Source organism: Paenibacillus physcomitrellae, from assembly GCF_002240225.1.
GTDB classification, from domain to species: Bacteria; Bacillota; Bacilli; order Paenibacillales; family Paenibacillaceae; genus Fontibacillus; species Fontibacillus physcomitrellae.
The window spans coordinates 3292219-3310899 of sequence record NZ_CP022584.1; the positions used below are offsets into that span (position 1 = coordinate 3292219).

Here is an 18681-nt window from a genome sequence, read left to right on the forward strand (position 1 = left end):
AAGTTCCTTTGTCTTGAAGTAAAGGGTTAAATATTTTGGAGTATGTAATCCACTTTACGTAATCCATATTATCTCAATTTCTTTGGATTGTCAACTCCAAAAAAGCTTGATGTTCGATGTCGGCCAGCATTGAAATTCTCAAAGCCTTAAAATCTCCCGCAGCTCCTGCTCGGTCAAGGAGGCGCCGCCAACAGCTTCTCCCCCTTGGCCCATCACTTCATCAATAAGCTGCTTCTTGTTGTGCTGAAGCTCGTACATTTTCTCCTCCATTGTATCCTTGGCGATCAGCCGAATCACTTGGACAACCTCCTTCTGCCCCATGCGGTGAGCGCGGTCTGCAGCTTGCTGCTCGACGGCCGGGTTCCACCACAGGTCATAAAGAATGACCGTGTCGGCTCCTGTCAGGTTAAGACCGGTGCCGCCCGCCTTCATCGAGATCAGGAACACGTCCATTTCGCCTTCGTTAAAGCGGCGGCAAAGCTCGACCCGTTCCCTGACCGGCGTAGATCCATCAAGGTAGAAATAAGGAACACCCACATCGTCCAGCGCTCCGCCGATCAGTCCGAGCATTTCCGTGAATTGGGAGAAGATGAGCATCCGTTTGCGGTTGGCCCGTCCTTCCTCCACGATCTCCATCAGCTGCTCCAGCTTCGCAGAGCTTCCCTTATAGCCCTCTACAAACAAGGCCGGATGGCAGCAGATCTGGCGGAGACGGGTCAGCCCGGCGAGGATTTTGATCCGGCTCTTCTGGTAACCGTCTACGCTTAGATGCTTCAGCGTATCCTGCTGGAGTTTGGCCAAATAAGCGGCGTAAAGCTTCTTCTGTTCAGGCAGCAGCTCGGCCGGCTTCATGGATTCGATCTTCTCGGGCAGGTCTTGAAGTACGTCCCTCTTCCATCTGCGGAGCATAAAAGGTTTCGCCCGTTTGGCGACTTCCTTGCGCGTTAGATTGCCGAAGGTTTTCAGATCCTGGAACAAGGCCGGAAATACGACATGGAAAATCGACCACAGCTCCTCCAGACGGTTCTCGACCGGAGTGCCTGTCAAAGCGAACCGGAATCCGGCCTGGATGGACTTGACTGCCCGTGCGGTTTGGGTGCCGGGATTCTTAAACGCCTGCGCTTCATCCAGAATAAGCGTGTGAAACGGCTCCTTGGCATACTGCTCTTGATCCCGCAACAGAAGTGGATAGGAGGTAACGACGATATCGACTTCCTCAAGCCTCCTTAGCTTGGCTGACCGCTCCGTCTGAGTGCCATCCGCAATGAGCACCCGAATGTCCGGCGCAAACTTCCGCAGCTCGTCGCGCCAGTTATAGATGAGCGATCCCGGCGAGATGACGAGGGCCGGCCGGTTCTGCTGCCTGATCTCCGGCAGAACGGAAGCGATGTAAGCAATGCTCTGCAGCGTTTTGCCCAGCCCCATGTCATCGGCCAGGATGCCACCAAATCCGTAATAGGCCAGTGTTTTGAGCCACTGGTACCCCAGTGTCTGATAATCACGCAGCACAGACGAAAGAGAGGCCGGAACCGGAAAATCCAGATTGTCCGGATTCCGCAGATTCTCCAGAAGCTGTCTGACCGGGCGGTCCAGCTTGACGATCTCGGAGCCGGAGCCTTGGCTGATAAAAGGCAGCCCCCGGGTTAGAGGCAGCCGGATTGTGCTGCCTTCGATCTCGTGGTGCAGGAGTCCCGTTTCCTTGAGGAACTCGGCCATCTCCTGCAGCTCGCCGCTATCCAGCGGCAGCAGGGAACCGCTTGGCAGGCGGTAATATCTTCGTTTCTCCTCCAGCGATTTGATCAGGCTGCGAATTTCCGTCTCGGGGATCCAGCCCATGTTCAGGCGGAACTCCAGCCAGTTCAGCGTTTCGGTCGCCGATACCTGAAGGCTGACCTTTGGCAGCTCATCCAGCTTGTGGACCCTGATCTTCACAGCTGTTGTGGCATAGACCTTCAGCAGCTTCTCCAGCTGCGGGACGACCGTATAAAGAAAATGGAACTCGGACTCTTCCTCGTCCATATAGTATCCGGCTTCCGTCTTCGTGAATGGCTGCTGCTCCAGAATGTCGAGGATTTGCTGCTCTCGCTCGGCATCGCGGACGAGAATCCGGTGGCTGCCTGGCTGCGCGCGTTCCTCCTCCAGCGGGTTAATGACCACCGTATCGTACTGGAACTCTACGGCGGCGAGCAGCCGGTCACGGACCCGGTCCAGGTACAGCTTGGCCTGGAGCGGAACCTGCGTGACCTTCTCGGCAACAGCCGGGGCGATGCTGACGGAGCCGAGCCGTTTGAAGCCGGGAACGGCTTTTTTCATAAAGGCTTCGATATGGCTGCCCGGAATCCGGACCGCGAGCGAACCGCCTTTGGAGCTTCCCTCTTCGAGGATGGCTTTCAGCTCGGCCAGCTGCTTGCAGGTCTTGGATGAAAGCGGCAGCAGCCTGCCTTCAAGGAATGCCAATCTATAGGGCTCCAGGACTTTAATCCGTTCAAGTCCGTCTGCGAGCCACTCGTAATCTTCAGAGCCGGAGTCGGCCTTGTCCAGCTCGAAACGAAGCGGCAGCGGCTCCTCCGAGACGGAGATTCCTTCATATTTCCGCTCTCCGTCCATAAGCGTCACTTTGGGAGCCTTAAGCAGCAGCGGCAGCAGGCTCTTCCAGACCTGCGGGGGGAGCAGCAGCTGGCGGCCGCTGCTTGCCCCCGGCGCAAAAATAGCACCTAGCCGGTCTGTTTCCCGGTACAGTGCGCGGTCCTGCAGCCCTTCGCCAAGCAGCTGAAGGATGGCTTCATCCTCTGCGGCAAAGCTGTGCAGCTCGGGATCGTAACTGAACCTAGGCGAGAGGGCGGCGCTTTCCCCGCGGCGAAGCTGATCCAGGAAGGAAGCGATATTTTTGACGATATACAGGGATTTGGGACCGACCTTCAGCTCGATGCCGAACAGGAAGGTGTACGGGTAGAATTCGAGCAGCTTGACGATGAACTCGACCTGCAGCAGATTCCGGGTTTCAACCAGTGTGCGGTTATGAACGGGTCTTACCGGCTTGTCTTCGAAGAGGCCGAGGAGACGTTCGGCGAGGGCAGGGGAGCCGGCTCTGTTTTCCGGCTGGTTCAAGCCGAGGGCAGAGGGAGCTGAGGGAATCCGCCCGTCAGAAGTCTGCAAGGCAGAACGAACAACGCCGGCATGAGCAGGAAGGGCGCCGGCTTCACGGTCAAAGCCGGCGTTATCGTTATCGGCCTGATGGAGCTCGTACAGCCGGAGCAGCACGGCGGCAATGTGGCAGCAGAACGCATCATAGGAATCCAAAGTAGGGCAGGAGCAGACGGCCTCCGGACGGCCATCCTGGCTAATTCCTTCGAAATCCAGCTGGACTTCGTGATGTCCCTGGTGGGTAATTTCCGCCGTATAGCGGCCGGTGTCCTCCTCAAACTGGACAAACGAGACCTTCTGGCCGCGGTTGATCCGTTCTCCTTTTTGATAGGCATGGGCTCCGCACCACTGCTTGATCGATTTCTTCGTTAATTTGACGTTCATAGGACCGGTCCTTTCCATCTTGATAGAACAGATGTTTGTTGAATTTATTGTAGCACAAAAAATCCGATTCTCCGTCTGCCGCCGTATCGTATAATAGAAGCCGTAGGATTAAACAGTTAAACGGGAGGCATACATCATAATCCGATTTGAATGTGACTATACGGAAGGCGCACATGCGCGTATTTTACAGAGATTGCTGGAGACCAATGAGGAGCAGACGAGCGGGTACGGAACGGACGAGCACTGCGAGCGGGCGCGAGAGTACATTCGTACGGCCTGTGAAGCGCCGCATGCGGACGTGCATTTCCTGGTGGGTGGCACGCAGACGAATACGACGGTGATCGCATCGATTTTACGTCCGCATCAAGGTGTAATTGCCGCGGAAACCGGCCATATCGCCGGCCACGAGACAGGGGCGATCGAGGCGACAGGCCATAAAGTGCTGACCGTACCGAGCGAGGACGGCAAAATCACGGCCGCACAGGTCAAAGAAGTATACGAAGCCCATTGGAACGACCCGACGCATGAGCATGTTGTCCAGCCGGGCATGGTTTATATCTCTCAGTCTACAGAGAACGGCACAATTTACAGCAAAGCCGAGCTGGAAGCTCTCTATCAGGTGAGCCGGGAATGCGGCCTGCCGCTCTTCATAGACGGAGCCCGCCTGGGTTACGCGCTTGCTGCTGCGGACAATGATGTCACGCTTGCCGATCTGGCCGGGCTGTGCGATGTATTTTACATTGGCGGAACCAAGGTCGGGGCGATGATGGGCGAAGCGGTGGTTATCGTGAATGAGGCGCTGGGCAAGGATTTCCGCTACTATATCAAACAAAGAGGCGGCATGCTGGCCAAGGGCCGGATGCTGGGCATTCAGTTTGAGACGTTATTTGAAGACGGTCTGTACCTCGAAATATCCAAACATGCGGTGGAGATGGCGGCCAAGATTCAGCAGGCGATCGCCGAGCTGGGGTACTCTTTCAAATATGCTTCGACTACGAATCAGCAGTTTCCGATTTTGCCGGACCGCCTGCTGGAAGGACTCAAAGAGAACTATACGTTCTCAACCTGGGAGAAGGCGGACAAACACCACACCGTTGTGCGCTTTTGCACCAGCTGGGCGACCAAGGAGGAGCATGTAACCGGGCTGATCGGGGAGATCAAGCGGCTGCATTTGAAATAGGACCAATAATAATAAGCAACGGACGCCGGTTTAGTAACGGCGTCCGTTGTCAGCTTATGCATATTCTGCTTGCTGTAGGGTTAACCAGACTCCTGAAATGGAGAAGAAACCCGGGATTAGACCCCGTGGTGCGTAGCGCCCCCGTCAACAAAGAGATTTTGGCCTGTTACATAGCTCGCATGCTCGGAGCAAAAGAATAGAACCGGAGCGATAACTTCCTCCAACCGTCCATACCTTCCCATCGGCGTCCGCTGTTCAATTTTATTTTTGAAATCGGGATTATCAAGATTAGCTGCATTAAGGGAAGTTCGAATAAACCATGGACTAATTGCATTTACGGTGACACCGGATTTCGCCCATTCATTGGCTAGTTGTCTGGTCAAATGCACGACTGCTGCTTTACTTGGTCCATAAGCGGAGGAGAAAGATAGAGTCAATTCAGAAGCGACAGATGCGATATTGACGATTCTCCCGCTTTGACGTTCGACCATATGTTTGCCGACAGCTTTGGACATAAGAAAAACAGATTTGAAGTTGGTATCCACAACAAAATCCCACTCCTCCTCGGTCAAGTCGAACACGGTTTGACGCACAGTTGTGCCAGCGTTATTAACGAGGATATCGATTTGCCCGAACTGGTCCAAAATTTGACGCACAGCCGAATCAATGGAGTTCTTGTCATTAATATCACAGGAAATTCCAACTGTGCGCCGCCCTGTAGCCTGATGAATTTGATTGGCAGCGTTCACTACTTCAGCTTCCGTACGAGCAATCAGGGCAACATCTGCTCCTGCTTGGGCCAGTCCCTCTGCTATAGAAAGTCCTATCCCTCGTCCACCGCCGGTGACGACAGCGACTTTTCCGCTTAAATCAAAGCTTACGTGTGTCATAGTAACATTCCTCCACATTAATCTTTTTATTGGATCTGCGAAGCTGTTTATGCCTGATTTGCCATGGAACGAGCAACATCTGCGGCGCTGATGCCTTCCAGTGCCAGACCATAGCCGTTACCTTCATCAATGATGCGGACTGTTGATCGCGAAACCTTTTAGCAGGTTCACAGCAGCCCCCCCTATTTTTTATGTAGTGCTCACTCCATTTAGCAAGCCAAGCTTATCAAACACTTTTTGGATCGTCAACTCCAAAAAAGAATCAATTTTTATTTTCTACGCCATTAATGAAGCTTTCTCGAAAGAGAATTAAAATTGCAATTTCTCGATCGTTTTTGGAGTTGACAATCCAAAAACGATCGAATATGATGTTCCCGCTACCTAAAATGGATTGAACAATCCAAAAAAAGAGAGGGGTAAAATCGAATGAATACAAACTTATCCGGGTATACGGCATTAATTACAGGGGGGACAAGCGGGATTGGCCGAGCAACCTCTGACAAACTGGCTGCACTTGGCGTTCACGTAGTTGTAACAGGCAGGAATGCCCAGCGTGGTGAACAAACCGTTGCGGAAATACGTGCAGCAGGAGGGAAAGCAGATTTTGTAAGCACGGATCTTCGTGATGCGTCCAGTGCTCGCAGTCTTGCACAACGTGCGCTGGAGCTTGGTGGAGGCCACGTTGATATTCTCATCAATAATGCCGGGATTTTTCCTTTCGGAGCAACGCATGAGGCAACGGAAGAAGACTTTGACAATGTCTATGCATTAAATGTTAAAGTCCCTTATTTCTTGGTTGGGGAGCTCGCGCCATTGATGGCTGAGAAAGGAAACGGGTCTATTGTGAACGTATCTACAATGGTCGCCGATTACGGGGTTTCTGGAATGAGCTTGTATGGATCAAGCAAGGCGGCGATCAACTTGCTGACCCAAGCTTGGGCAGCCGAGTATGGACCGAGCGGTGTACGTGTGAATACGGTCAGTCCTGGACCTACCCGAACAGCGGGTACAGAGGGAATGGGAGAAGCGCTCGATCAGCTTGCGGCTCAGGCACCAGCGGGCCGTCCGGCCTCTGCGGAAGAGATCGCAGAGGCAATCGTATTCCTTGCTACAGAGCGCGCCAGCTTCATTCAGGGTGCACGCCTGGCCGTCGACGGAGGGCGGACAGCGGTTTAACGAGAACGAGAATGGGAATGGAAGACTGCTTGTCTCTTGTCGCTTGATCTTCTGCTGTTCGTACTTAACATTCAAATGGATTGTATAACCCAACGCTTGCAGCCGTATCCGGAGCTGCATTGTGGACTGACAACTCCATTTTTGTTATAGTACGGTATGGAGAAAGGTGATGGATGTGAGAGTACAAGAACAACGATTAACCAAAAAAGGAAAACAAACACGTGACCGTATCGTTGCAGCCGCTGCCGATCTGATGTTTGAACGGGGCGTTGCAGGAACTACCGTGGAAGATGTGCAGAAGTTGGCTAAAGTCAGCGCTTCTCAACTTTACCATTATTTCAAAGAGAAACGGGAGCTTGTGCTGGCTGTTATTGTGCTTCAAACCGAACGTGTCCTGCAGGCGCAGGAACCTCTGTTGAGCCATTTAGATAGTATGGAAGCCCTTCGGACCTGGCGGGATGCCATTATTCAGCTTCAGATTGAGAGAAAATGCCAAGGGGGCTGTCCCATCGGTTCGTTGGGCAGTGAACTCGCAGATACAGAACCGACGGCCCGTATAGAGGTGGCTGCAGGATTCCTGGAATGGGAGCAGGCGATTGGCCGGGGACTTAAAGCGATGCATGAGCGTGGCGAACTGAGGGCAGAAGCAGATCCGAATGCACTAGCGCTGGCGCTGCTGACTACCCTTCAGGGAGGACTTCTTCTTACACAGGTACGCAAGGACACGCTTGCGCTTGAAGTCGGGTTGGATTCTATACTTGCCCATATTCAATCCTTTGTCGTCTGATCTTTTTACTAGAACTATCACAAGTCTGCCTCATTTTTTCACATAAGCCAAAAGAAGCTTCGGAGTTCGCTCCGAGGCTTCTTTTTTGTCCGTTGCATGGATGCTTGGGGTCCTTTGCGGATGTTTTTATACTAAGTGAAATACATGACAAATTTTGAATAAGTTTAACTTTACTTGCCATATCCAGGTATCGTAAAGTTCTATAGTATAGACCTAAGCAAAACGCACATAGACTCTGGTCTCCACACCAATGGTCGAAAGGAAGATGGCACCTTGTTTGAAGCTTTGCTACTGAATTTTCTGTTTCTGCTGGTTCCTGTGGTGGTCTACCTGCTCTTTTTCGAGAACAGACCGCATTCGTTTAACCGCTGGTTTCTGGTTCTGCTGCCTTCGGTAACGATGAGTCTATGCATGATTCTGCCTATCCGGCTTGAGACCGGCTTTACCTTTGATTTAAGATATATTCCGTTTATTCTTGTGGCCTTATTCGGAGGTTATGCCAATGTGCTTCCGCTGTATGCCATTTTAAATATCTCCCGATTTTATGTGGGCGGGGAAGGGGTTCTCCCCTCTTTCCTGTTCTCGACGTTTGTTCTGCTGCTGGTACCGCTTTACAGCAAGAGGTTCATTCTTTTGCCCTCCAGGAAACGGATTTTGGCCGCTTCGGCTGTTTCTGTCCTGACGATGGCCTGCTATTTGATCAGCCTGATCTTTGTGCTCGGACACACGGACCGGCAGTTCTGGATTCTTACGCTTAACGCGCTGGCCACCTATTCGATCATGACGGCAGTCATTATGATTCTAATCGAACGAATTCTAGCCAATATCAGAAAACGCGACCGGATGATCCAGACCGAACATCTCAATGTGGTCAGCGAGCTGGCGGCCAGTGTGTCGCATGAGATCCGAAATCCGTTAACTGTTACGAGCGGCTTTCTGCAGCTCTTGAACCAGTCGACCAACCTTTCCGCGCGGGAAAAAGAGTTCATCGATCTGTCGCTCCAGGAGCTCCAGCGTGCCGAACAAATCGTCAGCGATTTCCTATCCTTTGCCAAACCGCAGTCGGCCAATATGGTCTATTCCAATATGCAGGAGGAGCTGGAATACACCAGAAGCATCATCATGCCCTACGCCTCGATCAACGAGGTGGAGGTGCAATTCCGTTTCAACAACACGCTGAAGACGAACTATGACCGCAACCAGGTGCAGCAGTGCCTGATCAATCTGTACAAGAACGCCATTGAAGCTATGAAAGGCAGAGAAGGCGGCGTTCTGAGCATCGATATTTTGGGCAGGAAACAAGACATCCTGATCCGTATCCGCGATAACGGGGTTGGCATGACCAAGGAGGAAATCTCACGCCTCGGCAAGCCGTATTATTCCACGAAAGCGGAAGGGACAGGCCTTGGCATGCTGATGGTGTACAGCACCATTCACAAGCTGAAAGGGAGTATTGAGGTTCAGAGCGAGAAGGGCCACGGCACAACCTTCCTGCTGACCATTCCAGCCGAGCCGATGCCTTCGTGACACAGTTCAAACTCAGGCGGCCGCCCGGCCGCCTTTTGTTTTGACAAAACGGGTAAACACAAACCGTACCAAAGGACCCATCAGGAACAGCTGCAGCGGATAGGCAAATATGAGGTTTCGGCCCAAAGTCGTTAAATAGCTGTGAAGAAAAGGCATATCAGGGCTATCCGTTTAACCGGGCTATCAGGGTGCCAAACAGAGACATGCTTGAAGCCATGCCAATGACCATACAGGTGGACATCACTAGTAAGAAATAAAGCCTTTTGGATTTATTAAAGGGTAATTTAGATACAACTAAATGGGCGAGGGGGCCAGCAGATTATAAAAGGTCATCGCCACGACCATTCCTAGACACATCATAAATCCAAAGTAGAAATTCTCTCTTTTTGTTGCAGGCAAATCGCTTCATCCTTTCAGTTTGAGGTGGGTTTGCCTGCTCATTATAGGCGATGAAAAAAGGCTCACATAAGTGAACGTTTTGTGTCGACTTGTTGAACGTTGCTTTTGGGTAGGCGGAGCTTAAAGCGGCTGAAAGTCCGGATTTCGCATGTAAAAGTCCAGATAATGCCCGGAAATCCGGCTTATGATGAAACTGCCCAAATAGACGATGGAGGTTTCAATTCCCCACTTCATGGTCAGGGTCAGATCCCCATTAAGAAGGAGGCATCCCATGTTAAAGAGATTCACTCTGCACAAGTTGATCGTTTATTTTCTTACTCTGTCGTTAATCGCTATGCAGGCGCATTTTTCCCCGTCTGCCTTTGCGGCATCCGCAGTTTATGAAGCCGAATTGGCTGTGTTGTCCGGCGGCGCTGCTCAAGCCGGCGACCATACAGGTTATACGGGAAGCGGTTTTGTGGGCGGGTACACCGATGGCAACAAAGGCAGTGCTTCCACCACCTTTTCTGTAAGCGTTTCCCAAGCGGGGGATTATACAGCTGAGCTCCGGTATGCCAACGGCACCGGCTCGGCCAAAACACTCAGTCTCTACCTTAACGGAGCCAAACTTAAACAAATCTCGCTGCCGGCTACTGCGGATTGGAATGCGTGGGGCACACAATCGGAAATGGTTCAGTTGAATGCGGGCAGTAACACGCTTGCCTACAAATTTGACACTTCCGATACAGGCAATGTGAATTTGGACCATTTATCGCTCAGCGCTTCGCTGGGAACCAACCTGGCTTTCGGTAAATCCGTTACGGCAAACAATAATTACCCCGGCTTCTCAGCAGCCAATGCGGTAGACGGTAACAGCTCCACTTATTATGAGGGGGCAGCGAGCAGTTATCCGAACACGCTGACCGTTGATCTGGGAAGTGTGCAAAATGTGGATACGGCCGTACTCAAGCTGCCGCCCTCATGGGGGGCGAGAAGCCAGACGTTCTCCATACTTGGCAGCACCAACAATTCAACCTACAGCACGCTTGCGGCCTCCAAAGCTTATACGTTTGACCCGGTTTCCAATAATACGGTTCAAGTTTCTTTGACGGCTGCGGCTGTCCGGTATGTAAGAGTGAGCTTTACGGCTAACACGGGGGCAACCGGCGGCCAGGCAGCAGAGTTTGAGATTTATAATACGGGTTCGGCCGCGCCTAGTCCGTCTCCTAGTCCTTCGCCAACACCAACACCAACACCAACACCAACACCGTCCCCAGGCACTTACGGAGCGACCATGCCTTATGACACCTTTGAAGCCGAAGACGTGTCTTACACAGGTACTGTCATCGGCCCGTCTACTATGGCGGGGGACCTGGCATCAGAGGCATCTGGCCGGAAAGCGGTCAAGCTGACCTCTGCCGGACAATATGTGCAATTCACGCTGGCTAAAGCAGCTCAAGGCTTAACCATCCGCTATGCCATTCCGGATAATGCCGCCGGTACGGGCATCGATTCGGCTATCAGCCTGTATATTGGAGGTACTTTGTACAAAGACGTGAACCTGACGTCCAGATATACCTGGAATTATGGGGAATGGAATACGGAAGGCGGACAAATCAGATGGTCCAACAATCCAAACGCCGTTTCTACCACGCCGCACCACATGTATGACGAAGTTTCGGTTCTGCTGGATCGATCCTACCCGGCGGGCACCGTAATCAAGCTGCAGCGGAACTCTTCGAACCTGAATTTCGGATCGGCGGCATACGTGGCCATCGACCTGCTGGAGGCAGAGGCTGTTCCGGCACCGTTAACGATGCCTTCAAACTACGTGTCCATTACCGAGTACGGCGCTTCTGCCAATGACGGCGCAGATGACACGGCTGCCTTCAACAGTGCCGTCAATGCCGTCAAGAATTCCGGCGGAACGCTGAAAGGCGTCTGGATTCCGGCAGGCACTTTTACACTGAACAACGGCACCAAAGGAGCGGGCTATGACGGTACAGGAACCCGGCTCTACCTGGATAGCGGCATATCCGTCAAAGGTGCAGGCATTTGGTACTCCACGCTTTCGGGCAATTATGCGGGATTTTATTTGCGGGGCGGCAATGTCACCTTGTCGGATTTCAAAATTAGCGCGAACGATATCATCCGGGATGATTACAACGGCGTCTCGGGCATTGAAGGGAACGGCACAAATGCAACACTGACCCATCTGTGGATCGAACATACCAAAGTTGGGATTTGGCTGACCAATCAAACGAGTGGAGCGTCCGTCTCGAACAACCGAATCCGGGATGTCTGGGCGGACGGCCTGAACCTTCACTATGGCACCTCCAACACAACGGTGACCAATAACTCGATTCGCAACAGCGGAGACGATGGCATGGCCATGTGGTCCGATACCTATTTGGATACAAACAACACGTTCAGCTATAACACCGTACAGCTTCCAACCTTGGCCAATAATATTGCCGTTTATGGGGGGAAGGACAACCAGATTATCGGCAACCTTGTGACGGATACCGTGCTGAGCGGCTCGGGGATTTCCTTTGGCACGAACTTTAATCCGCCGTCTCTGACCGGAACGCTGACCATTCAGAACAATAAGCTGCTGCGGACAGGTTCGATGCATCGGGATTACGGGTATCAGATAGGCGCCATTTGGGCTTATTGGGTTAATAACAACGGAAAAGCCCAGAATCTGTCCGTGACCGTATCCGGCAATACGATTCAGGACAGCACCTATTCCGGCATTTTTGTGGAGGAGCCGGCACCCGGCATTTCAATCCAGTATGCTTCTAATACCATTTTGAATGCTGGCACTTACGGAGTATACATCCGAGGATCGGCTTCGGGCGCTTCAATCTTCACGAACAATACGGTAAGCGGAGGAGCGCCTTCCGGACTACTGAAGAACGACTCTCCGAATTTTACGGTTTCAGGTACGGGGAATAGCTGGTAATAGCTTGGAGCAAAAGATAAACAACAGGTTACACAGGCTGAATAAATAAACGGAAAAACGGACTCTTGAGGGAACCCCCCTGAGAGTCCGTTTTTAATTGGTCTTGATACTGGCTGCTACTATAAAGACTTCAGTCAAAGCTGCTTCTCCCGCAGCACCTGCGCCGGCCGAGGTCTGCCTTTTGGTGTTCTTTCGGTAGATAGGTACAGGTGGATGGTAAACAAACAGCAGAGAAGAAGTACCCCTCCTACCAGCCAAAAGGAGGTCCGCAGACTCGCGAAGCCGGTGAACAGGCCGAACAGCAGCGGATCCATTAACTGGGCCGCCCGATTGGACATCAGCCGGAGTCCGATTCCAACGCCCCGTTCATCGGATTGGGTGGACTGGGCGATCATGGATAGGGTCATGGGCTGATTGATGCCGAGAGCAAGGCCTGTAAAGAAAACTAATCCGGCCATCAAGTAGAAGTTCGTGATCAGCGGTGTAACAAACAGCAGGAGCAGGGAGACAGCGTAGGTTGAAATCAGCAGCCAGCGGAAATGGATTTTACGGATAAGCCACGGATAAATCGGACGGACAAATAACGCAGACAGAGCGCCGACCGAGACAATCAGCCCGACCTTGGTGTTCGTAATGCTCAGGGTTTCCAAATGAATGGGTAGGTAAGCGGTACGAACGTCGACAATAAACAAGGAAATGAAGGTTGTAAGCAGAATGACGGCAAAATGGCGATTTTGCAAAAGGCTTAGACACTTGCTTAGCACTCCGCTAAGTGGGGAGGACGAGGACAAACGAGCTTCGCGAGATGGGCTTTGCCGGTTTATAATGTTCGGCAAAAGCTCGTCGGCTTCTGAAGAGGAGCAAGATTTGCTTTGCCCTGTCTGAGAAGTTGTGTCAATCTCTTTGCACTGCCAGGAGGTGCCGATCAGTAGCAGACTGCTCAGCGCGTATCCGGCAAAAACCATGGAGTAGCCGTAATGCTCCGACAAGAAACCGGAGACAATCGGCGCGATCATTTGTCCGATGGCCATGTAGAGGGAGAAGGTGGCGAACTGGCTTTCATGGCTCTGCTTCGGCCCTTCGGTAATCAGAACCTGAACGGCCAGCCAGACGGCCATTTGCCCCAATCCGGCCAGCAGCTGGGCTAGCCCGAGCAGCCAGGGGCCCCACGAGAACCACGAGGAAGCAAAGTACAGCAGACCGCTCGTCAGCATTAAGACGGAACCAGCCCGCAGCACGACCGTCCTGCCCAATTTGTCTGCGATGAAACCGCCGGGAATGGCGGCGAGAAGCGGCAGGAAGGCGTAAATCGCAAGGACAAGGCCGACGGCAAAACCCTTCATGCCCAGCGAAGCGGCATAGAGGGAGATGATCGGTCTGGTCAGTGAGAAAGCGAACCAGTATAAGCCGCAGGATAACGAAATCCAGATGGGGTTATAGCGGCTGGAGGATGGAAGGGAAGGTGGGGGAGCGGTCATGGTCGTGCCTCCTTGGCTTCAAAGTGGGATAAACCCAAAGAAAAACGGAGCTCCCAGGGGACCGGGACTCCGTTTTTGCTCGATTCCTTGGCTGCGTTCCCTTACACGGTGACATTGCTGCTGTCTGCTGGGAATGCGATTTTATGATCGTGCAGGCCTTGTTCGGTTTGCAGTAAGTAGCTGACGGCCTCCTCTGTCTTGATGACATCGGCATACTTGGCGTTCATATCAAACAGATTGATCGCATGGGAGGCCTGGCCGCGGTCAAACGTACATTCCTCAACGATGCCGACGTTGAAATTATAAGAGAAGGCGTCGATGACGCTGGCTCTGACGCATCCGCTTGTTGTTGTGCCGCAGATGAGCAGGGTATCGATCCCGAGATCGGTAAGGAAGCCAAGTAGAGGTGTCCCGTGAAACGGAGACGGCTTCAGCTTTTCGATGACAATATCACTGGACTGTGGCGCGATTTCGCGGACAATTTCGTTGCCGCCAAATCCAGGAATGCCTTTCTTTTCTCCGGAACGGCTGTTCTTGCGTCTCCAGCCTCCTGCATCAAAGCCGTCGGAGCGGCGGTCAATTCCGGTGGAATAGAAAATGGGAACCCGCTGCTCCCGTGCAGCTCCCAGCAGCTTCTGAATGTAAGGGATCGCTTCCCAGGCATCTTCCCCGCAGCTGTTGCGCCAGGTCTGTACAGAATCGAGAATCGGCTCTTTGATATGCCCGCAGAAGGCATAGTTGACATCCACGACCAGCACAGCCGGCCGCTTGCCAAATCCACCCTTCACGTCATATCCTGCGCTTCCAAATACCAGCTTGTCGCGATCTGTTAAGAAGTTATCCCAGACTTTCATTCGTTCATCCTCCTTAAATTAAATGATGATTTATTTGACGAAACGGGTGTCGATAATATCGTCGTACCCGATCGTATCGTCTTTCAGCAGGCCGGCGGCCTGGACGACCGCCAAAGCATTTTTGACGGATTCCTCGGTAATTTGGCCGGTATATTCCCACAGCTGATCTTTGTAAGAGCGGTCGATGGTGGCTTCCAGCAGATCAGGTTTCATCGTAGGGAATTCTTCCTTGGCAATCTCCATGCTTTCTTCCTTGTTGTCTCTCAGGAATTCTAGGCCTTTCTGAATGCCTTCGACGAATTTCTGTACCGTATCCGGATCTTTGGTGATATTGTCCTCTTTAATGTTGATCGTGGAGTAAGCGTATGGCCCAAGCTCCTGGGGAACATTGTAGAACGGTTCACCCCAGATTCCCTCCTGGATGCCCTGTGTCAGAACGGGTTCGCTGACAACAGCAACTTCGGCCTGCTTCTGCTGGATAACCGCAGGGATTGCTCCGTTGTCTACTTCTTTCAAAGTGAGATCCTTGCCCAGCTCCAGGCTCCATTCTTTGGCAAGATAGCGGATGATCGAATTTGGTGTTCCTCCGTACTGAGAGACAGCTACCGTTTTGCCTTTCATAAAGGCGGCTATATCTTGACTGGGCTGCAGATCAGAACGGGCCACGAGATAGACATTTCCGCGGTTCACGATGTTGACAATAGCCCGGAGGTTCGCCCCTTTGACTTCGGCAAAGGCATTATGCTCAGGGCCGCCAATGAACCCGAAAGCCTGATCGGTCAAGACGGCATTGGTATGAGCACTTCCGCCGGAGAGCGTCACGGCTTTAACGTTCAGGCCGTCGAAGAACCCTTTGTGGATCGCAATGTAGAGGGGGAGATAACCGGTGCTGTGGACAGGTTCGGCAATCGTAATTTCTTTGGTTTGCCCGGTTTTAGACTGTCCCTCCGCACCGGCTGCCTCGGCTGTTGTCTCATTCGGCTTGGCACCTCCACATCCCGATAACAAAGCAATGAGCAGGGTAAGGGCCAGGAACAGGGCCAAACGTGACCTGGAACTGATTTTGAACATAGCTGCTGCCTCCTCTCTCCAACTTTTTCAGGTAGAATGGCTTCTTTATTTATTATTTTTGATGCGTAAATCCCTTTAGCAAAAAGACTTCCAATCTCCCCACAAGCACGTACAGCAGCATGGAGAGGATAGATAAATTAAAGATATTAGCCCAAATAAGACTGATTTCATAAGTTTGCCCCGCGTAGAAGATCATGCGGCCGAGCCCCTGCTCAGAGCCGATATACTCCCCGACAATGGCGCCGGTGAGCGCCAAGCCAATATTGATCCGCAGTGCGGAGATCATGGCTGGAATCGCCGTAGGAACGATGACTTTGGAGAAGACCTGGAACCGGGAGGCTCCCAGTGAATAAACCATGCGGACTAGGTCTTTATCCACGCTGCGGACGCCATTATAGGTCGTAAGCGTAGTGATTACCACGGTGATTGCGAAACCCATGGCAATTTTGGAACCAATGCCGATGCCGAATACCAGCACAATGATAGGAGCGAGTGCCAGCTTGGGCATAGCCTCAAACATAATGATGAACGGCTCAAAGATTCGCGCGTAATATTTGGACCACCAGAAGGACAAGCCAAGCAGCGTGCCTCCGGCTGTCCCGAGGAAAAAGCCGAGAATCGTTGAACGGAAAGTATAAAGCGTGTCGGACCAGACGGCTCCGGACTGGACCCCCGACCACCAGGTTCGGGCAATTTCAACCGGCTGACTCCAGAAGAAAGAGTTGATCAGCCCGGTTCTCGCCCCAAGCTCCCAAAGCAATAAAATCAACAGGAACAAGGCGATTCGGCCCACATTGACGATCCAGGGTTTGGGGGTCACCATTTCCGATTTTAAAGCGGTCGATCTGGGGCGAGGGGGCGCAATGTGCCCGATTTGTCCCAGTTTCCCGCTGTTGTCAAGCACTTCCCCATCGCTTTGCATGTTTGATCACTCCTTTGTTTATGAATGGGTCGTCTGCGCAGCTGTCTCCAGCTGATAAGCTTTCATCGTTTCCTCTGAAAGCGTTCGGAGCGCTTCCTCCTTAAGCTCGATAAATTTAGCCGAGGTAATAATCTGTGGTTTGCGGGGGCGAGGCAGGTCAATAGTCAGATAGCGTTTGATGGTGCCAGGTCTGGAGGTCATGATGTAAACCTCGTCGGATAGGTAAATGGCTTCCTCCATGTCATGCGTGACAAAAAGGATTGTTTTTTGAAAATCATCCCAAAGGTCAAGCAGCCATTCCTGCATCATGGAGCGGGTTTGGGCATCCAAAGCACCGAAGGGTTCATCAAGAAGAATGATGTCGCGATCATACAGGATGGTTCGCAGCAGGGCTGCCCGCTGGCGCATGCCACCCGACAGCTGAGCCGGGTAATGATGTTCGAAACCTTTTAATCCGTATTTGTGCAGAAGTGGAAGTGCTTTGTTCTTGGCTTCTCTTCTGGGCATCTTCTGAATTTCCAGCCCAAGGATCACGTTATCCAAAATAGTTCTCCAGGGGAGAAGAAGGTCTTTCTGCAGCATGTAACCGGTAATTCCGGTAAGCCCATCCACACGATTTCCGTTAACATAGATAGCACCCTCCGAGGTTTCCACCAGACCGGAAATGATGTTGAACAGCGTGGATTTGCCGCAGCCGCTCGGTCCAACAATGCTGATAAAACGATGATTGGGAATCCGCATCTCAACAGGTCCAAGTGCTTTTACGGTTGTGCCGTCAGCCGCCTTATAGGTTTTGGCTACATTTTCTAATTCCATCTTATATAGAGCCATCTCTCCACCTCCTTTGTGTTAAGTGAATAGTAATATATATTACACAAATGAGGTGATAAGGAGTCTTAATGTTAGTTTTTATTACATTAATATCTCGTATAAGGGTAAGGGTAATGGTAATGGTTAAGTTGGAGTTGAAGATGAAAGTAGAGTTTGTTATCCAAACAGGCTGTCGTTCCGGTAATCCTCCACTTGTTTGCGAATCAGGGCCTGAAGACCGGGGAGGAGATGAAGGATATTTTCCGATAAAGAGAGTGGGTAAGCGCAGTAGAAGCTTTGCTTTAAACGGAATTCAGGGAGAGGGATAATATCGATCGCATCATGGCTGCCTGCTGGCCAGAGGGAGGATACGGGCAGGAAGGAGCAGCCGCCTCCTTGAGCGACCATCTGACGGACCAAATGGGAAGTATCGACTTCAATCAGCTTCTGAGGGTAAATCCGCTGCGGGATGAACAATTTGTGCTCGAGCAGCTCACGCAGCGGCATTTGCCGTTTGAGTAAAATAAATGGAACTTCCCGAAGATAGGTGGCCAGGCTATGAAAGCGGGGGAACCCGGCTTGTTTGGGGCCGATAAATACTAGAGGTTCTTCGAATAACTCTACTGTCCGAATTTGAGGGAGCGGCGTAAACACCTGGTTCACAAAAGAGATGTCCAGCTCCCCTGCCACGCTTCTTAGAGTCAGATCAAGCGATTGTCCGGTACTGATCTTCCATTGGATATCGGGAGCCTGCTCCTTCATGAATTGAAGGATGGCCGGCAGCATGATATGGGTTAAGGACTCGACGATGCCGATTCTCAATTTGTTATCCTTTTGGGCAGGAAACGGCCCGGTAATTGCTTCCCGGCCAGCCTCAAGCGCACTGAGTGCATACTGGGCGTAGAAATAGAACTTGGTTCCAGCTTCCGTCAGTACCGCGCCCGAACGTGTACGGCTAAATAACGGGACGCCCAGTTCTGACTCCAATCCAGCGATTCGAAGACTGACTGCCGGCTGGGTCAACGCTACATAAGGGGCGGCTTTCCGCATGCTTTTGCTTTCGGCTACAGCGATAAACACTTTGAGATCAAGCATGTCCATGGTGCTCTCCTCCT

13 protein-coding genes and 1 pseudogene are annotated in these 18681 nt (G+C 52.0%); 5 read left to right on the forward strand and 9 right to left on the reverse strand.

The annotated features are described in order from the left end of the window. Nucleotides 1-138: 138 nt before the first annotated feature. Nucleotides 139-3528 (reverse strand): DEAD/DEAH box helicase, encoded by a 3390-nt coding sequence (locus CBE73_RS14935; RefSeq protein ID WP_094094880.1) that lies wholly within the window; start codon nucleotides 3526-3528, stop codon nucleotides 139-141. Nucleotides 3529-3664: 136 nt separating this feature from the next. Here CBE73_RS14935 and CBE73_RS14940 point away from each other — a divergent pair, with 136 nt between their 5' ends. Next, complete coding sequence (locus CBE73_RS14940; protein WP_094094881.1) at nucleotides 3665-4708, forward strand: threonine aldolase family protein; 1044 nt, start codon at nucleotides 3665-3667, stop codon at nucleotides 4706-4708. Nucleotides 4709-4824: 116 nt separating this feature from the next. Here CBE73_RS14940 and CBE73_RS14945 read toward each other — a convergent pair whose 3' ends face one another. Beyond that, complete coding sequence (locus CBE73_RS14945) at nucleotides 4825-5598, reverse strand: SDR family NAD(P)-dependent oxidoreductase (RefSeq protein ID WP_094094882.1); 774 nt, start codon at nucleotides 5596-5598, stop codon at nucleotides 4825-4827. Nucleotides 5599-6024: 426 nt separating this feature from the next. On the opposite strand from CBE73_RS14945, the gene CBE73_RS14950 reads away from it, so the two are divergent. The 3 genes from CBE73_RS14950 (at nucleotide 6025) to CBE73_RS14960 (ending at nucleotide 9088) form a co-directional block, all read left to right on the forward strand. Then, nucleotides 6025-6774 (forward strand): SDR family NAD(P)-dependent oxidoreductase, encoded by a 750-nt coding sequence (locus CBE73_RS14950; RefSeq protein WP_094094883.1) that lies wholly within the window; start codon nucleotides 6025-6027, stop codon nucleotides 6772-6774. Nucleotides 6775-6949: 175 nt separating this feature from the next. Continuing rightward, on the forward strand, nucleotides 6950-7561 hold the full coding sequence (locus CBE73_RS14955) for a TetR/AcrR family transcriptional regulator (protein ID WP_244905495.1): 612 nt from the start codon (nucleotides 6950-6952) through the stop codon (nucleotides 7559-7561). Nucleotides 7562-7834: 273 nt separating this feature from the next. Beyond that, the gene (locus tag CBE73_RS14960) at nucleotides 7835-9088 is read left to right on the forward strand and encodes a sensor histidine kinase (RefSeq protein ID WP_094094885.1); all 1254 of its coding nucleotides are present in this window, start codon (nucleotides 7835-7837) and stop codon (nucleotides 9086-9088) included. Between the two features lie 12 nt (nucleotides 9089-9100). Here the strand turns inward: CBE73_RS14960 and CBE73_RS14965 are convergent. Then, nucleotides 9101-9487: pseudogene (locus tag CBE73_RS14965) on the reverse strand (DUF2798 domain-containing protein). Between the two features lie 271 nt (nucleotides 9488-9758). On the opposite strand from CBE73_RS14965, the gene CBE73_RS14970 reads away from it, so the two are divergent. Further along, entirely contained in the window at nucleotides 9759-12431 is a 2673-nt protein-coding gene (locus CBE73_RS14970; protein WP_094094886.1) for a right-handed parallel beta-helix repeat-containing protein, read from the forward strand. 134 nt (nucleotides 12432-12565) lie between these two features. Here the strand turns inward: CBE73_RS14970 and CBE73_RS14975 are convergent, their stop codons facing one another. The 6 genes from CBE73_RS14975 to CBE73_RS15000 all read right to left on the reverse strand — a co-directional run bounded on the left by CBE73_RS14975 (nucleotide 12566) and on the right by CBE73_RS15000 (nucleotide 18667). Further along, nucleotides 12566-13909 carry an MFS transporter gene (locus CBE73_RS14975; protein ID WP_094094887.1) on the reverse strand — a complete coding sequence of 448 codons (1344 nt, stop codon included), beginning with the start codon at nucleotides 13907-13909 and terminating at the stop codon, nucleotides 12566-12568. Between the two features lie 101 nt (nucleotides 13910-14010). Next, nucleotides 14011-14763, reverse strand: a complete 753-nt coding sequence (locus tag CBE73_RS14980) for an isochorismatase family protein (protein WP_094094888.1) — start codon at nucleotides 14761-14763, stop codon at nucleotides 14011-14013. Between the two features lie 30 nt (nucleotides 14764-14793). Next, nucleotides 14794-15834, reverse strand: coding sequence for an ABC transporter substrate-binding protein (locus CBE73_RS14985; protein WP_094094889.1), 1041 nt, complete (start codon nucleotides 15832-15834; stop codon nucleotides 14794-14796). Nucleotides 15835-15886: 52 nt separating this feature from the next. Then, a complete protein-coding gene (locus CBE73_RS14990; RefSeq protein ID WP_094094890.1) occupies nucleotides 15887-16756 on the reverse strand; it encodes an ABC transporter permease in 870 nt (289 codons plus the stop codon). Between the two features lie 18 nt (nucleotides 16757-16774). Beyond that, on the reverse strand, nucleotides 16775-17587 hold the full coding sequence (locus tag CBE73_RS14995; RefSeq protein ID WP_094094891.1) for an ABC transporter ATP-binding protein: 813 nt from the start codon (nucleotides 17585-17587) through the stop codon (nucleotides 16775-16777). A gap of 156 nt (nucleotides 17588-17743) precedes the next feature. Then, a complete protein-coding gene (locus CBE73_RS15000; protein WP_094094892.1) occupies nucleotides 17744-18667 on the reverse strand; it encodes a LysR family transcriptional regulator in 924 nt (307 codons plus the stop codon). Nucleotides 18668-18681: the final 14 nt, after the last annotated feature.

Excerpts from the sequence above, each read along its gene's own strand:
- CBE73_RS14935 (WP_094094880.1), bottom strand. The coding sequence starts at position 3,528 with ATGAACGTCAAATTAACGAAGAAATCGATCAAGCAGTGGTGCGGAGCC.
- CBE73_RS14945 (WP_094094882.1), bottom strand. The coding sequence starts at position 5,598 with ATGACACACGTAAGCTTTGATTTAAGCGGAAAAGTCGCTGTCGTCACC.
- CBE73_RS14950 (WP_094094883.1), top strand. The coding sequence starts at position 6,025 with ATGAATACAAACTTATCCGGGTATACGGCATTAATTACAGGGGGGACA.
- CBE73_RS14970 (WP_094094886.1), top strand. The coding sequence starts at position 9,759 with ATGTTAAAGAGATTCACTCTGCACAAGTTGATCGTTTATTTTCTTACT.
- CBE73_RS14975 (WP_094094887.1), bottom strand. The coding sequence starts at position 13,909 with ATGACCGCTCCCCCACCTTCCCTTCCATCCTCCAGCCGCTATAACCCC.
- CBE73_RS14980 (WP_094094888.1), bottom strand. The coding sequence starts at position 14,763 with ATGAAAGTCTGGGATAACTTCTTAACAGATCGCGACAAGCTGGTATTT.
- CBE73_RS14985 (WP_094094889.1), bottom strand. The coding sequence starts at position 15,834 with ATGTTCAAAATCAGTTCCAGGTCACGTTTGGCCCTGTTCCTGGCCCTT.
- CBE73_RS14990 (WP_094094890.1), bottom strand. The coding sequence starts at position 16,756 with ATGCAAAGCGATGGGGAAGTGCTTGACAACAGCGGGAAACTGGGACAA.
- CBE73_RS14995 (WP_094094891.1), bottom strand. The coding sequence starts at position 17,587 with ATGGCTCTATATAAGATGGAATTAGAAAATGTAGCCAAAACCTATAAG.
- CBE73_RS15000 (WP_094094892.1), bottom strand. The coding sequence starts at position 18,667 with ATGGACATGCTTGATCTCAAAGTGTTTATCGCTGTAGCCGAAAGCAAA.